Source organism: Sphingobium rhizovicinum, assembly GCF_042647625.1.
Taxonomy (GTDB): Bacteria; Pseudomonadota; Alphaproteobacteria; order Sphingomonadales; family Sphingomonadaceae; genus Sphingobium; species Sphingobium rhizovicinum.
Genome location: NZ_JBHRVU010000005.1, coordinates 772,757 through 786,980, shown reverse-complemented (window position 1 = coordinate 786,980; position 14,224 = coordinate 772,757). Strand labels below are relative to the sequence as shown.

The window sequence follows — 14,224 nt, the reverse complement described above, 5'->3', positions numbered from 1 at the left end:
CAGGAGCCTAGTCTCATGACCCAACTACCTATCCTCGTTTCCGCGGCGAACCTCACAAAGTCGCCCTATAATGTGCGCACGGTGAGCGACGCTGTCGCCGATGCGCAGCTTGAGGCCAACATCGCCGTCAAGGGCGTCCGCAAAAACCTGATCGGTGTGCCCGTCTCCCGCAAGAAGGGCCATTACCGGATCATCGCGGGAGGCCGCCGGCTCGATGCGGTTCATCGTCTCATCGAGAAGGGCATATTGGATGCGGACTATCAGGTCGCTGTCCTCGTCCTTCCCAATGCCAATGACGCCATCGAAACCAGCCTCGAAGAAAATTTCTTCACGCTGACGATGAACCCCGCGGACACCTGCCGCGCTTTCCAGGACATCATCGAAAGTGAAGGCAAGACGCCCGAGGATGTCGCCAAGCGCTTCGGTCTCACCGAACGCTTCGTGCGCAGCCGGCTGCGCCTCGCCGACCTTGCCGAGCCTGTGTTCGATGCGCTGCGCAGCGCCGAAATTACGCTCGACGTCGCTATCGCCTATACCAGCAATTGCGATCGGACGCGGCAAGGCGAGGTCTTCGCACTGCTCAAGGACGGCTATTATCGCTCGAACGTCAGTGAAATCCGTCGGCAGCTCGCCGAGGACACTTATCTCGGCAGCGATCCCAAGGCGCTTCTAGTCGGGCGCGCGGCCTATATCGAAGCGGGTGGGCGTGTGGATCTCGACCTCTTCACCGACGCGACGACCGAGCGCTGGATCGATGGGAGCCTGCTGAACCGGCTCGCCGCCGAAAGACTGGCGGCCGCGGCTGAAGCCATGCGAAGCCAGGAAGGCTTTGCTGAAATCCGCGTCGTTCCCACGACCCATGTCAGCTATAATGACACTTGGGATCTTCAGCCGCTCAAGGGCGAGACCGCGCCGCTCACCCCCGAGCAGGAAAGCCGGCTTGAGGCGATCGAAGAAGAACTCGACGCCATCAACGCGGCCTATGAGGACGGCGATGAGGAGGAACAGGCGGAGCAGGCGAACCGGGCCGAACTGCTGGAAGCCGAAGCCAGCGCCATTGCGAACCCGACGCCGATCCTGTCGGATGAACAGAAGGCAGGCGCACTTGCCTACATGATCATCGGCCATGACGGCCAGCCTCGCCTCCACCAGCAGCTATATCTCGCGCCGGTCGAGGAAAATGAGCTGGAGGACCAGGACGACGAATCCGAACAGAGTGAGGCGCTCGAGCCAAACGGTGATGTCGAAAGCGGCGCCGGGCGCCCGGTCTACAGCCAGAGGCTCTCCCAGGAACTGGCCGAAATGAAGAGCGAACTGGTTCGGGTCCATATCGCCAGCGACCCAAGCTTCGCCCTCGATCTCGGCGTCTTCTGGATGGTCGATAAGGCGACGCGCCATTATGGCTTCGATCAACTCGCGACCGAACTCAAGGCGGACAAGCCCTGGTCGCCCCTCACTGGCTATAAGAGCGAGACGCCTGCGGCCGAGGAATGGGCCAAGATCGAAGCCTCCCTCGACCGCAGCTGGATGGAAGCCGGCGAGGCATCTGAACGCTATGATGCCTTCTGCTGCCTTCCCGATGACGTCCGCGCGGCCTGGCTGGCCTGGGTCATCGCCCGCACGCTCCATGCGGTGGTCGCGGGCAAGAATGGTTCTGCCTTCATCGACCATCTGGGACAGAAGCTCGGCATCGATGTTGCTGCGTGGTGGCGCCCGACCGCGACCAACTATTTCGACCGGTTGGCCAAGGGCACCATCCTTGCGCATCTCGAATCTGTGGGCGGCAAGGAATTGTCGAGCCGTTATGGGGCTTCGAAGAAGCATGATCTTTCGACGTCGGCCGAGAAGATCTTCGCGGGCAGCATTCCGATCGAAGCGGAAATCCGTGAGGCGGCCATCGCCTGGATCCCCGATGTCATGCGCTTTGGTCCGCTGGTGACCCAAGAGGCAGAGCCAGCGCCCAATGATGCCGAGACCGACGCTGCCTTGGATACGCTAGCCAAAGCCGCCTGATCTCGTCTCCCTGCCTCCGAGGTCGCGGTCATGTGCTGCGGCCCACCTTTCCTCGCGGCATCGCTGCTCGGGAGGGAAGGGGGAGGCAAAGCGGCGGGCCGCCATGGCCCTCAACGAAATCTGGAGTTTCGCCATGTCCCTTCCACTCCTCGCGCTCGTTCAACCGGACGAGCCGGAAAGCTTAAAGATTGACCGTCTTCACAGCGTCGCCACCCGCCTTGCCAATATGTTGCGGCGCGGCCATCACGTGCGGCGGCAGGACCTCAAGCGGCTGATGGAGGAAGCGTTCCATGCCTCCGACGCTACCGACTCCTGGTCGATGCGCGACGCTTATGATGCGCTGGAAGCTGCCCAGGTTCTGCTGCTGCGCTCGCCCGATATGCCGGCGTTTCTCGACCTTGGGGGTGACGCGGCCTTCTCTTGCCTTGCGCGCTTTGAAAACAGTCTGCCGACCCAAACCTATCGTAGCGAGCATCAGGTAGAGATGCAGCAGTTCAGCACGCCGATCTCGCTTGCGTGGTTCGCCGCGACGGCAGCGCGAATCACGCCCGAGGATCATGTGCTGGAACCATCGGCCGGCACCGGCATGCTGGCCGTACATGCCCTTCGCGCTGGAGCCAGCATGTCGTTGAACGAGCGCGACCCTGGCCGGGCTCTTCTCTTGGGCAAGCTCCTTGGGCAGCCGGTTTCGAGCCACGATGCCGAATATATTCACGACCATCTGAGCATCGATGTCCGCCCGACCATCATTCTCATCAACCCGCCCTTCAGCCGAAGCGAAGGTCGTGGTCAGGATCGCTTTGCTGGCGCGCGTCATTTACGGTCCGCGCTCCTGCGGCTTGTCCCCGGCGGGCGCTGTGTCGCCATCATGTCACCGAGCTTTGCGGCCGACGGGAGCGGCGCTGGCGGCTATGCGGCGGTGTGCGAGATCTCTCTGCCCCGCTTGGAAATCACGATCCAGGGGAACCCCTACGCCAAGCACGGCACCAGCATCGCCGTCCGGTTGCTCATTTTCGACAAGGGATGGAGTGGCACGACCGAGCGTCACGTTGCGGACAATATGGAAGCGGCCGCAGCCATCCTGCGGAACGCGCCACCACGGTTCACGCCACCAGACCTTCCACCGCCTACCTCTGCACTCGTGCCCTTGCGGCGCCGCCTCCAAGTTGCAGCTTCTCCGGCGTCTCTCTTCGGCGGGTTAGGGCGGCGTGAGCTGGCTGCGCCGGATCGGATCGCCGCGAGCGGCTCGGAAATCGCGCCTGTCCGCTATTGCGTCAGGGAAGAGCCGCTTGCCCCTGGTGAGCCGGTCGGCATTTATTCCGGTTGGCGATTAGCGCGCATATCGATCGAGGGCGCGAAACCGCATCCAGACGCCCTGGTCGAGTCCGTTGCCATGGCCTCGGTGGTCCCGCCGGCGCCGAGCTATCAGCCGCTGTTGCAGGCCCGCGCGCTTGAGGGCCTATCAGAGGCCCAGCTTGAATCCATCATCCATGCCGGTGAGGCCCATTCAAGAAACCTCCCCGGACTCTTTTCGCCCAACCCTGCCGGCGACCGGCTGGTCGATGATCCTGCCGGGCAGGCCTATCGTACGGGTTATTTCATTGCGGACGGCACGGGCGTCGGCAAGGGACGGGAAGCGGCCGCCTGCATTCTCGATCAATGGAACCGGGGACACCGCAGGGCCATCTGGATTTCGATGTCCGATCTGATCGAGGACGCCCGTCGCGATTGGTCGGCTCTCGGCGGTCTTTCGATCGACATCCAGCCGATCAGCGCCTTTCCGCTTGGCGCCCCGATCGCGATGGAAAGCGGGATCATATTCCTGACCTATGCGGCCCTGCGCTCGGCGCGGCATGACAGCGCCTCACGCCTCCAGCAGCTTCTCGCCTGGACCGGTACGGAATTTGAGGGGATCATCCTGTTCGACGAGTCCCACGCCATGGCCCATGCCGGCGGAACCGAGACAGAATTCGGCAAGGCGCAGGGATCAGAACAAGGTCTCGCCGGAGTCCGTCTACAAAATGCGCTGCCGCGCGCGCGGGTCATCTACATGTCGGCGACGGGCGCGGCGAAGCCTGAACATCTGAGCTACGCCATGCGGCTCGGCCTTTGGGGACCTGGCACGGCCTTTTCCAGCCGCGATGCCTTCATGGCAGCCATGGAAGAAGGCGGTATCGCGGCAATGGAGGTAATCTGTCGCGACCTTAAGGCCATGGGCCTCTACACGGCCAGAGCGCTGAGCTTTGCCGGCGTCGAATATGAACCGCTCGAACATAGACTGACCCAGGAGCAGATCGCCATCTATGACGCCTATGCCGACGCCTGGGCGATCATCCATCGCCAGTTGAAAGATATTTTGAGCGAGTCCGGCATCATCGACAAGATGTCGGGCAAGGTTCAGAACGCTCGTGCGCGCGGCTCGGCGCTCAGCGCTTTCGAATCGGCCAAACAGCGTTTTTTTTCCGCCCTTTTGGTGGCGATGAAGATGCCAACCCTGATCGACGAGATCGAACGCGAAATCGCGTCTGGCCATGCCATATTGGTCCAACTTGCCAGCACCGGGGAAGCGATACTGGACCGACGGCTGTCCGAACTCTCGCCTGAGGAGCGGGCGGCGCTGGATCTGGAGGTCTCGCCCGGGAAACCGTCATCGACTATCTCAAAAATGCCTTCCCGACGCGGCAGATGCGGACCTTCAAGGCGAGCGATGGCGCGGTTCGATCCGAGCCGATGTTCGACGCTGCCGGCAACGCCGTCCATTGTCAGGCCGCGCTCTTTGCGCGGGACGCGCTGATCGAGCAGCTTTGCTCGCTTCCCGCGATCCCCACCGCGCTGGATGCTCTGATCTGGCATTTCGGCGCTGATCGGCTTGCGGAAATCACCGGGCGGTCACGCCGCATCATCCCGGGACCCGACGGGCAGCAGAAGCTTGATCGCCGCAGCCCCAAAGCCAATGTGGTCGAAACCAAGGCGTTCATGGATGCGGCCAAGCCCATTTGCGCCTTCTCGCTGGCCGGAAGCACCGGCCGATCGATGCACAGTGACCGCAATAGCCCAAGTGCGCATCTTCGCCGCGTGCATTTCCTGGTGGAGCTCGGCTTTCGTCTTCTGAGCGCGGTGCAAGGCTTCGGGCGGAGCAACCGGACGAACCAGGCGACATCACCCATCTACCGGCCGCTGACCACGGATTGCCGTGGCGAGCGCAGGTTTCTGAGCACGATCATTCGCGGTTTGGAAGCGCTCGGCGCCTTGACGCGCGGTCAGCGGCAGACGGGCGGGCAGAATCTTTTCGACCCTGCCGATAATCTGGAGTCGGACCATGCGCGCGAGGCGCTCAACCAGTGGTTTCATTTGCTGCATGCGGGGAAGCTCGGCAGCGTTTCTCTTGCTGCCTTCGAGGAGATGACCGGCCTTGAGCTAGCGACCGAAAGCGGTGAACTCAGTGAGAGATTGCCGCCGATCCATCGGTGGCTCAATCGTATCCTGGCGCTCAGGATCGGTACGCAAAACGCCATTTTCGACGAATTTATGGGGCTGGTGGAGAACCGGGTCGAAGCGGCGCGGGCCGCCGGCACCCTCGATCTTGGCATCGAGACGATCAGGGCCGAGCGTGTGGAGCGACTGTCCGATCAACTATTGCGGGCCGACCCGATCACCGGGGCGGAAACCCGCCTTCTCCGGCTTGAACTGCATCGGCGCCCTCGCGTGACATCCTGGGCGCAGTTGCAGATCGAAACTAGGGGCATCGAAAATCTCGCCTATCTTCGCAACGGTCGATCCGAGCGCGTGGCGCTTCGCATTCCAGCCTGGTCGAGCATGGATGAAGAGGGACGGCTGATCCCGATGTGCTATTTGGTCCGGCCGGGAGGTTCCGCGCGCGTAACGATAGACTCGCTTGCCGATAGCCATTGGATCGACATTGAACGCGACAATTTTCAGACCCTGTGGGAACGGGAGGTCGCCGAAACAGAAAGCCAACTGTCGGTCGAAACCATCCATGTCGCGACAGGCTTGCTGCTGCCGGTCTGGAACAAGCTGCCAGAAGATGATGTCCGCGTCTGGCGGATCGACGGTGGCGACGGCGCTTCGATCCTCGGTAGGATCATACGCCCGGCAGCGATCGAGAAACTGGAACGTGAATTCGGTCTCGGCTCAACTGTCGTCCTCTCGCCTGTCGAGATTTTGGAGGGCGCACGCAGCGGTGACGGAATTGCGGTCCCTGGCTGGGGTGAGACAAGGCTCATTTCGGTCTTCGTCAATGGGACTCGCCGGCTAGAAATCCGCAACTTCCGGATCGAGGATCGGGATCAATTGAAGGCTGCCGGGGCCTTTTCCGAAGTGATTCAATATCGCACGCGCCTGTTCCTGCCCTCGAACCGCGCGCGGGATATCCTCGAGGCGCTGATCGACTTGCGGGCATGAGACGTCCGCTCGCCTGACCGCGCCATACGTCCCTCCTCCCGTCCTGATGGAGGGGAGGAGGGAAACCGGTGGTGGCGCGGCAACTGGGTCGCGTGTCATTTCCCAAGAAAGATAAGCCATGGCCGAATGCTTTATACAGGGCTCCTTTGCCTTCACCTGCACCATCGCGGAAGCGGCGCTCATCGAAGAGAGTTGGCAACATGCCTCCGACCTGCTGAGCGAATTTGAACCGGGCGAACCGAGCCACGAATTTCTCGCGGCTTACCCGCCCACAAATGATGAGGATCGCTTCAGCGGCTTCATCACCATCTTCGACGATGCCGACTTCCCGGACTTCGGCGCCGATATGGTCGTCGAAGGCGCGATTGGTGATGCTTCGCGCTGTGCAGTCACGATATTCAGCCTCAGCGATTTCCAGCCAGGGCCGATCGCCAGTCTCATCTCGCATTGCTGCAAACAGACATTGCTGGGAGCGCCGATCGGGTTCGAATGGAGCTATAGCTGCTCCAGGCCCCGCATCGGCAATTTCGGCGGCGGCTACTGCGCTATCTTCTCCGACCGGACCGAGTTTCGAACCACGGCCAATCAGCTGAGCGAAGCGCTCGGGCGCTCGGGCTCAGTTGTCGATGATCGTCCAGACCCATGGATTGAACATCTTGGCCATCCGGTTTCGGACTGGGTCTGCGAGGTCTCGAACGGCGACACGCGGCTGGGATATCTCGACTGGATTACGTCCCGCATCCAGATTGACGACATTGGCTGATGCCCTCGTCTCGCTCAGTTCCTGCGAGGCCCGCCAGCTAACGCCAGCCCTGCGGCAATAGCCGCTTCAATTTCCTACAAGAGGCAAGCCCATGACCGACGCCATGACGCCGGGCGCGCCCTTGCGCCTGTACAGCCAGACCCCATTCGATGAGCGGGGCAATTTCCATTATCAAGGCGACCTTCATCAATCGGGAGAAGAGCTGACCGCCATATCAGGGCGGATCGCGCGACATCTTGCCGTGCAATTCCCGGAAATGAAATTCGCTATTACGACAGAAAGATTTGCCGGCGGCCGCAAAATAACGGCAGAAATCCTCGACGCTCCAACCGAACTTACCTCGCGCGAAGCGCAAAATGGGATTCTTGAAGCCGTCCGCGACCAGATGGAGCGCTTCGGCTTCACCCGGTCGAACATCTACCAGGATTTTCACAGCTGCGCGTTCTTCTGTGAGGCAAGGATTGGGCAGGCCTATTGGTCGGCACTCGGCGAGCGCCGCGGGCGCAAGAACCCGGTCGAGCCGATTATTCCGCTTGCCGCCTTCAAGAAATGGCTCAAGGCTGGCGACTCCCTCAAACTGGTCTACGCGCCCACGGGCCACCGCGCTCTGGGAACGACCCGGACGGTCACCAAGGTCCGCTCCGGCGATCTCATTCTTGAAGGAAAGTCCTATTTGAGCTTCCTGCGCGCGTCCGCCTTTGCCTGCGACGGACGCCTCGTGCGGATCTCGATGGGTTCGGAACAGGACCCTAATGCCCATCTCCTATATGAGTGGCATCAGCAGAAAGCGGCCTGAGCCCAAGCTTTTTCACTTGGGCATGTGACCGGCGCCCATGTTCATATATTGTCTGCGGGGAGAAGATCATGGCTGATCGTGTGTCTGCGTCCATCACATTGGGCGGTACGTTGAGTGCGGCCGATTATGCTGCGCTTTGCACCATTATCGCGAGCGAAGACCTTTCGACCGATTGGGACGGCGACCCATTTTCGTCGCAGCATCGTACGATTGGTGAGCCTCTCCGTCTCTTTGCGCATGAGGTCGCCCTAGGCCGGTTCGAGGCGCTGGAGGGCTGGTGCGTTGAAAAGCGCCTGAGCTTTGCCAGATGGTCCGGCGGATATCCTGGCCAATTTGGCGCTCAACGTCTGGTATTTGCAGGGCAGGGCGATCCACTCGTCTATGCGGCGGATGAAGAAGATCAGATCGTGCTACCGCGCACCACGATAGAGCAGTTGGGCTCGTTCGACGCCGTGATGGCTTATTTCGAAGCTGCGGATTGCCCCGTACCGGCATTGATCGTCGAGGGAGAGCGGGCCCGCGAGCAGGGCTGAGCTATTGTGCTGCTGCCTCCCGGTCTCCACCGCACACCATTTCCAGTGAGCAATGCCTTTGGCGGCCGGCAACCGACATATTTCCAATTCCGAAAGGAGATCCACCATGACGCTTTACTGCATCGTGACTGTCTGTCCGACTGTTTCGGTCGTTGATCTGGAACCCGACGATCGCGCCGTGGCGGAAAATTATGCCGTCATGTTCGCGCCTGAGGATGTCGATTACGGAAGAAAAGATGGGGATGGCGACCCAATTGTCGAGACTGCCAAGGACATATTTCATGCCGCCATTGCGATCGGCAGGCTTGATGATTTTGAGATTGACTTCGTCGCCGTCAAACGAGCCGATCAGGTTCCGGGCGATGCTCAATGGCTGACTAAAGCCGACTCGTTGCTGCCGAGGCTGCCCGGTTGATCACCTCGCCGACGAAGGAAGAGGACCCCGTCATAAATGGGGATGGAGCGACGCGCCCCACCACCCGCGCTCTGACGCCCTTCCGCTTGGCAGTGGAGGAAAGGGGGAGGGGATGGATTGGCCGGTCCAGGATGGATCGGACCGTTCCATCAAGGAGAATTCCTCATGGCCACGCTCCCCCAGCCCATCGAGGCGCCCAAGGTTTCCGGCGCCTATCGCGTCGACATTTCCCGCGGTCACAATGTCGGACGGGTCTCGTCCGAATGGTTCTCACGGCCCGATGACGAGAAGTTTTTGTCGCTCGACGATCTTTACGCCAGCGTCCGCCGCCGCGCTGACCGCGCCCAGACCCGCATCGTCGAAAGTCGAGCGGTGCGCGTCGAGGCGCGTTCCGAAAGCCCCGAGCGGCTCAGCCTGATTCTGCCCGACGAGGACGCACCGATCGCGCCGACCAATTGGTCCTTCGGTCAGCTTTCGAGTCTGGTCGGGGCACCGGCGTCCTATCTGCGGACCCTGCCGGCGGCACTGACCGGTATCAATCTCCAGCACGGGTTGCTGAGGCACCGAGGGGAACAGGTCAAACTGCTCAAGACCAACGAAGGGCGGGCCGAGCTGCGCGCGGTCACCGGCCCCGATTATGGCCGAATCTGGGACCATGAGCTGGTAGCAGCGGTGATGAAGATTGCCGGCAACGGCGTCTCGGACACGCGCTGGAAGGTGCCTGGTGTCCTCGATTGGGCATCAATGCGCTACAATCCCTATGTAGACGTGACCCGCGAGACTACCACGCTTTATGCCTCCGATCGCGACGTCTTCCTGTTCCTCGTCGACGACACACACCCGATCGAAGCGGGCAAACTGCCCAATGGTGAACCTGATCTCTTCTTTCGCGGCTTTTATTGTTGGAACTCAGAGGTCGGCTCCAAAACATTGGGAATAGCAACCTTTTACCTTCGGGCCGTGTGCATGAACCGGAACCTCTGGGGGGTCGAAAATTTCGAGGAAATCTCGATTCGGCACTCCAAATTCGCCGCTAACCGCTTTGCCCATGAGGCCGCGCCGGCGCTGGAAAATTTCGCGGATTCGTCAGCCATGAGCTTCATCGAGGGCATCAAGACCGCCCGCAGCCGGATCGTGGCACGCACGGACGAGGACCGCGACACGTTCCTGCGGAAGAACGGTTTCTCGAAAGCCGACACGGCCAAGATCATCCAGTCCGTTCTGGTCGAGGAAGGGCATCCGCCCGCCAGCCTTTTTGATTTCGTGCAGGGGATCACCGCTCACGCCCGCGCCAAGTCCAATCAGGACACACGGCTCGAAATCGAGAGCAAAGCTCGCAAGCTTCTCGCCAAAGTGCACTGAGCGCCTCTCTTCACGCATCACTTTTCCACCCGCAGCCGGCGGCTCCGATCAGTTCGGGGCCGCCCTTTTCGTAATGAAAGGACATCATCATGACCGCACTCTCTCAGGTCGAACGCCAGACCTTCACCGTCGACGTCGAATTCTCCAGCGGCGGCGAGCCCTATGCCACCGAAACCTACACGATCGAGGCGACCGACTGGTATCGCGCCCAGCGCGACGCTCTCGAAATGTCGCTGAACAGCGTTTACGACAATGCACGCATTCCCGACCTGACGCGGCGGATCTTCGAAGGCTGAGCCCATTTGGCCGCCCGGGAGCTGCCCGTCCCCTGTGACCGTCGATCGCCGATGCAGCGGCAACTTCGGCAGGCTTCTACGCGCCCCTGAAGCTGCTGCGCATCGGCTTTTCTTTCCCCCACGATCCTGGAGGCCAAGATGAGGCCAACCACCAAAGAGGACTTCGTCCGGCTGCTGGCCAGCGCCCGGATCGCCTTGGCCGATACCGGCGAGATGAATCAGACTTTGGTCGCGGAACTTGCTGCGGCCCAAGCCTGTCTTGAGCGCAGCCCCGTCCCCTGGCCGATGGATGTCCACCTTGCGGTGATCGAGCACCGGCAAGGTAGCAATATCTACGCAACATTTTCCCGCGAGGTGCTGATGAGCCAGGTCGCGGGATATTGCCGAACATGGTGGTCGGAAATCCAAGATGCCAGAGACGCTGGGTCCCTGTCGGACGAGGATGTGTCGCAGGTCTATTTTGAGAGCCATGGCGATGAATTTCTTCAGACTGATCGGCTTACGGTCGATGGAGCAAAGGCTGATTGGTTGCCTTCGGTCGAGGTCCATCAATATCTGGTCGTAAGCAACAGCCATGTCAGTCGAGCTTGCGCTGACATGCTCAATGCCTGGGCTCCGTTGCCGCCAGAGGAGCAGCCGGTCGGCGTTGCTGATACGAGCTATGGCTGGTTCGTCCTCACCGAAGCTATCGCTGACGAAGCAGTCGCGCTGATCCCTGCTGAGCTACGGGCCGCCATCGAATTTGGCCGGCGCCACGGTTGTCAGTGGATACTTCTGGATCGCGACGGCGATGCCGTCCCCGATCTGGAGATATTCGACTGGTGAACCGTCGCTCCGCCGCCTGCCAGAGTTGCGCCTCTCAGCTTTGACTACTCGAACCAGCGACGGGGGCACAGCGCTTCGAAATCCACTCGCGGCCCGGATAACCGGGCCCCATCGGAAACGGAAGCGCTGTGCTCCCACCCTTCAACACATTATCGGGAAATCTCCCATGACATCACGATCGAACCGGGCCGAGGTTCGCAACCCCGTGCTCGCGCTGCCGTCGGCGCGGCTGCTATCAGCGATGCCGCTGGAATTACGGCGACTGCTCTTCTTGCTGCTTCTGGATTTGTCGCGTGAGGCGCAGGCGCGCGCCCAGGCGAGCTGGACCAAGCGGAAGGCTTTCCTCGCTGCCTATTGGGCAACGGTCGCCGTCTACGCCAGGCATATTGCGCGGACGCTTCTCGCCCCCGCAGAGCGCTGTTCCGCCAAGCTACCGCTCCATATCGTCCAGAAGGGGCATCCCGCCCTATGGGCGAGTAACTGGGCCGAAGCATCGCGGCTCCATTGCGAGAGGCGCGACAAGCTCGGGCTTGGATCCAGCGCCTTTCCCGAAGCCATAATCCATGTGTTCGACATGCCGGTGGCACGGATAAGCTTTAATGGTCGCATCTGGGCGCTTGGCGAATGGGAGCCGACCGCGCGGCCAATCTACGACAATCAGTCGGCTGCCAACGCTTGCGACGCTGAGCGCTCTGCGATCCTAGCCCAGCCAACAGCGATCGAACAGGGAGGTGCAGCATGGCAGCGCCACTCGCCTTGACGCCCTTTACGCCGGGGGCTGGCCTCAATGTTGCGATTGACGCCGCGATCATGGCGGCGATCGGCAATGGCGCAATATTCGCGTTCAATCTGTCGGGCGGCAAGGACTCTGCGGCAGCCTCCCAAGGCGCGATCGAACTGCTCGATGCCGTGGGACACCCGCCACGCCGCCGCATCGCCATCCATGCCGACCTGGGCCGGGCCGAATGGCGATCGACGCCGGAGATGGTCGAACGTGTCGCGGCGCAGTTGCGTCTCCCACTCATTACCGTCCGCCGCGCAGGCGGCGACATGGTAGCCCGTTGGGAGCAGCGGTTTCTCGCGGGCAAACGCCGCTACGAGGCCCTGGAGACCTACAATCTCATCGGTCCCTGGTCTTCGGCCGCGCTCCGCTTTTGCACATCGGAACTCAAGGCGCAGGTCATCGGGCCCGAGCTTGCTCGGCGCTATCGTGGAGAGGCGATCGTTTCTGTGATTGGGCTTCGGCGGGAGGAGAGCGCCAGCCGGCGCGCAACGCCCATCTCCAGGTCGGATTATCGATTCGCAAAGCCGGACAATAGCGCTGGCACCCAGATGATTAACTGGCATCCCGCGGTTGACTGGACGCAGGCGGACGTCTTCGACGCGCATGCGCGCCATGGCCTGCCATTGCACGAGGCCTATGTCCGTTATGGCTCGACGCGGCTCTCCTGCGCCTTTTGCGTGCTGGCTTCCCGTCAAGACCTTGGTGCCGCCGTGGGTTCGCCAGACAATCTCGATCTCTACCGGCATCTTGCGAGCATGGAGGCAAAATCCACCTTCTCCTTCCAACCGGGTCGCTGGCTGGCCGACATAGCGCCAGAATGCCTCCCTGCTCACCTGCGTCTCGATATCGAACGGGCGAAAGCGGGAGCGAAAGAACGCCGATCGCTTGAAGCTGAGATGCCAGGCGCGCTGCGCTTCGTGAAGGGGCGACCGCCGCGCCTCCCGAGTTTGGCCGAGGCCGCCATCATCGCGCGGTGCCGGGCGCCGCTACTTGCGCGCCATGGCCTTGCGAACCACTTCCCCGACGCGGCTTCGGTTCGCGCGCGCTTCGCCGAGCTACTCTCCCTCTAATCCCCGCCATCCATTTGATCTCCCTACTTCGAAGGGGAGGGAGATGCCGTTGGTTGCGCCGTGGGTCAGCCCTGCGGGCGGTCCTCTTCCCGGATCATTCACTTGCCTCTCGCCAAAGGATTTTGCCATGGACGTCATCGTGTCCAGAGTCCGCCTCGCTGGCCCGCTTTCCACATATCTCTATCGTGCGCTCGTCCCGCTCTGCGACGTTGACGCCAAGCGGCGCGGGCGCTGCGTGATCATCCAGGCGGCGGTTGGCGAACGGCGCATAGCCTCGACCCGGCTGTCGGATGTAATGGCGCCGGATGCCTGGTTCGATCGCCACCTTGCCATAGCTTGTGGCGGCGCGGCGCGGCTTAGCTTTGTCGCGAAGCGGATCGAGGCGCTGATCATTCGCGCCATCTATCCTGAGATGACATCGCACTTGCCACCTTTGTCTTTCCTTCTGAACCATGTGGTCGAAGACGCAAGCTATCGTGTCACGATCCGCGACCTCAACGCCAGCTTCGACCATCTTGCGCCCAATATCGACACCCTGATGGCCGGTGATCTCGGCCTCTTCCAAGGCTGTGACCGTCGTGCTGCCTGACAACCGGGAGATTCGCCATGGAGCAATATAACAAAACAAGCCTGGAGACAGCCGCATGCCTCTGGGAAGCTGTCCTTAACCTCCGTGACAACCCAATCACGGCGCGCGAGGATATCGCCGTCGTCCTTGAGATCAGGGCAGCTTTCGAGGCGCTGGGGACTGCGGCAGTGCGCCTCGTCGTCGTGGGGTGGACCGATGCCGTGGAAGCGGCATGGAAACAGCAAGCCGACAACTATCCGCTCTGCTTCGATTGGGATTTCGTGCCGGCTTGGATCATAGACACTGTCGACTGGTCGGACCCGTTCACACCGACCCTGAAGACCAGGGGAGAGGAATGAATTTTGTGCGGCGGGGGA

Annotated in this window: 14 protein-coding genes; all 14 read left to right on the top strand. The window is 61.5% G+C overall.

What is annotated here, in order from left to right; all coding sequences use genetic code 11:
• The first annotated feature begins 15 nt into the window (after positions 1–15).
• The 14 genes from ACFOKF_RS22200 (at position 16) to ACFOKF_RS22135 (ending at position 14,206) form a co-directional block, all read left to right on the top strand.
• Entirely contained in the window at positions 16–2,013 is a 1,998-nt protein-coding gene (locus ACFOKF_RS22200) for a ParB/RepB/Spo0J family partition protein (protein ID WP_380798762.1), read from the top strand.
• 103 nt (positions 2,014–2,116) lie between these two features.
• Positions 2,117–4,807, top strand: coding sequence for a strawberry notch-like NTP hydrolase domain-containing protein (locus tag ACFOKF_RS22195; RefSeq protein ID WP_380798761.1), 2,691 nt, complete (start codon positions 2,117–2,119; stop codon positions 4,805–4,807).
• Entirely contained in the window at positions 4,744–6,435 is a 1,692-nt protein-coding gene (locus ACFOKF_RS22190) for a strawberry notch C-terminal domain-containing protein (RefSeq protein ID WP_380798760.1), read from the top strand. Before ACFOKF_RS22195 ends, ACFOKF_RS22190 begins: the two co-directional genes overlap by 64 nt.
• A 118-nt stretch (positions 6,436–6,553) precedes the next feature.
• The gene (locus ACFOKF_RS22185; RefSeq protein WP_380798759.1) at positions 6,554–7,198 is read left to right on the top strand and encodes a hypothetical protein; all 645 of its coding nucleotides are present in this window, start codon (positions 6,554–6,556) and stop codon (positions 7,196–7,198) included.
• A 91-nt stretch (positions 7,199–7,289) separates the two neighbouring features.
• Positions 7,290–7,994, top strand: a complete 705-nt coding sequence (locus ACFOKF_RS22180) for a hypothetical protein (protein WP_380798758.1) — start codon at positions 7,290–7,292, stop codon at positions 7,992–7,994.
• A 68-nt stretch (positions 7,995–8,062) separates the two neighbouring features.
• Positions 8,063–8,527 (top strand): hypothetical protein, encoded by a 465-nt coding sequence (locus tag ACFOKF_RS22175; protein WP_380798757.1) that lies wholly within the window; start codon positions 8,063–8,065, stop codon positions 8,525–8,527.
• A 106-nt stretch (positions 8,528–8,633) separates the two neighbouring features.
• A complete protein-coding gene (locus ACFOKF_RS22170; protein ID WP_380798756.1) occupies positions 8,634–8,942 on the top strand; it encodes a hypothetical protein in 309 nt (102 codons plus the stop codon).
• A 165-nt stretch (positions 8,943–9,107) separates the two neighbouring features.
• On the top strand, positions 9,108–10,304 hold the full coding sequence (locus ACFOKF_RS22165) for a DUF932 domain-containing protein (protein WP_380798754.1): 1,197 nt from the start codon (positions 9,108–9,110) through the stop codon (positions 10,302–10,304).
• 89 nt (positions 10,305–10,393) lie between these two features.
• A complete protein-coding gene (locus ACFOKF_RS22160) occupies positions 10,394–10,600 on the top strand; it encodes a hypothetical protein (protein ID WP_380798752.1) in 207 nt (68 codons plus the stop codon).
• Between the two features lie 138 nt (positions 10,601–10,738).
• A complete protein-coding gene (locus ACFOKF_RS22155) occupies positions 10,739–11,425 on the top strand; it encodes a DUF5983 family protein (RefSeq protein ID WP_380798751.1) in 687 nt (228 codons plus the stop codon).
• Positions 11,426–11,591: 166 nt separating this feature from the next.
• Positions 11,592–12,185 (top strand): hypothetical protein, encoded by a 594-nt coding sequence (locus ACFOKF_RS22150; protein WP_380798749.1) that lies wholly within the window; start codon positions 11,592–11,594, stop codon positions 12,183–12,185.
• Positions 12,164–13,279, top strand: coding sequence for a phosphoadenosine phosphosulfate reductase domain-containing protein (locus tag ACFOKF_RS22145; RefSeq protein ID WP_380798748.1), 1,116 nt, complete (start codon positions 12,164–12,166; stop codon positions 13,277–13,279). The genes ACFOKF_RS22150 and ACFOKF_RS22145 overlap by 22 nt, the downstream gene beginning before the upstream one ends.
• 127 nt (positions 13,280–13,406) lie before the next feature.
• Positions 13,407–13,868, top strand: coding sequence for a hypothetical protein (locus tag ACFOKF_RS22140; RefSeq protein WP_380798747.1), 462 nt, complete (start codon positions 13,407–13,409; stop codon positions 13,866–13,868).
• A 17-nt stretch (positions 13,869–13,885) separates the two neighbouring features.
• Positions 13,886–14,206 carry a hypothetical protein gene (locus ACFOKF_RS22135; protein ID WP_380798746.1) on the top strand — a complete coding sequence of 107 codons (321 nt, stop codon included), beginning with the start codon at positions 13,886–13,888 and terminating at the stop codon, positions 14,204–14,206.
• Positions 14,207–14,224 lie beyond the last annotated feature (18 nt).

What these genes read in the sequence shown, in the direction of transcription:
- ACFOKF_RS22145 (WP_380798748.1), top strand. Translation starts at nt 12,164, where the DNA reads ATGGCAGCGCCACTCGCCTTGACGCCCTTTACGCCGGGGGCTGGCCTC.
- ACFOKF_RS22150 (WP_380798749.1), top strand. Translation starts at nt 11,592, where the DNA reads ATGACATCACGATCGAACCGGGCCGAGGTTCGCAACCCCGTGCTCGCG.
- ACFOKF_RS22160 (WP_380798752.1), top strand. Translation starts at nt 10,394, where the DNA reads ATGACCGCACTCTCTCAGGTCGAACGCCAGACCTTCACCGTCGACGTC.
- ACFOKF_RS22180 (WP_380798758.1), top strand. Translation starts at nt 7,290, where the DNA reads ATGACCGACGCCATGACGCCGGGCGCGCCCTTGCGCCTGTACAGCCAG.
- ACFOKF_RS22165 (WP_380798754.1), top strand. Translation starts at nt 9,108, where the DNA reads ATGGCCACGCTCCCCCAGCCCATCGAGGCGCCCAAGGTTTCCGGCGCC.
- ACFOKF_RS22170 (WP_380798756.1), top strand. Translation starts at nt 8,634, where the DNA reads ATGACGCTTTACTGCATCGTGACTGTCTGTCCGACTGTTTCGGTCGTT.
- ACFOKF_RS22190 (WP_380798760.1), top strand. Translation starts at nt 4,744, where the DNA reads ATGTTCGACGCTGCCGGCAACGCCGTCCATTGTCAGGCCGCGCTCTTT.
- ACFOKF_RS22155 (WP_380798751.1), top strand. Translation starts at nt 10,739, where the DNA reads ATGAGGCCAACCACCAAAGAGGACTTCGTCCGGCTGCTGGCCAGCGCC.
- ACFOKF_RS22140 (WP_380798747.1), top strand. Translation starts at nt 13,407, where the DNA reads ATGGACGTCATCGTGTCCAGAGTCCGCCTCGCTGGCCCGCTTTCCACA.
- ACFOKF_RS22185 (WP_380798759.1), top strand. Translation starts at nt 6,554, where the DNA reads ATGGCCGAATGCTTTATACAGGGCTCCTTTGCCTTCACCTGCACCATC.
- ACFOKF_RS22200 (WP_380798762.1), top strand. Translation starts at nt 16, where the DNA reads ATGACCCAACTACCTATCCTCGTTTCCGCGGCGAACCTCACAAAGTCG.
- ACFOKF_RS22195 (WP_380798761.1), top strand. Translation starts at nt 2,117, where the DNA reads ATGGCCCTCAACGAAATCTGGAGTTTCGCCATGTCCCTTCCACTCCTC.
- ACFOKF_RS22175 (WP_380798757.1), top strand. Translation starts at nt 8,063, where the DNA reads ATGGCTGATCGTGTGTCTGCGTCCATCACATTGGGCGGTACGTTGAGT.
- ACFOKF_RS22135 (WP_380798746.1), top strand. Translation starts at nt 13,886, where the DNA reads ATGGAGCAATATAACAAAACAAGCCTGGAGACAGCCGCATGCCTCTGG.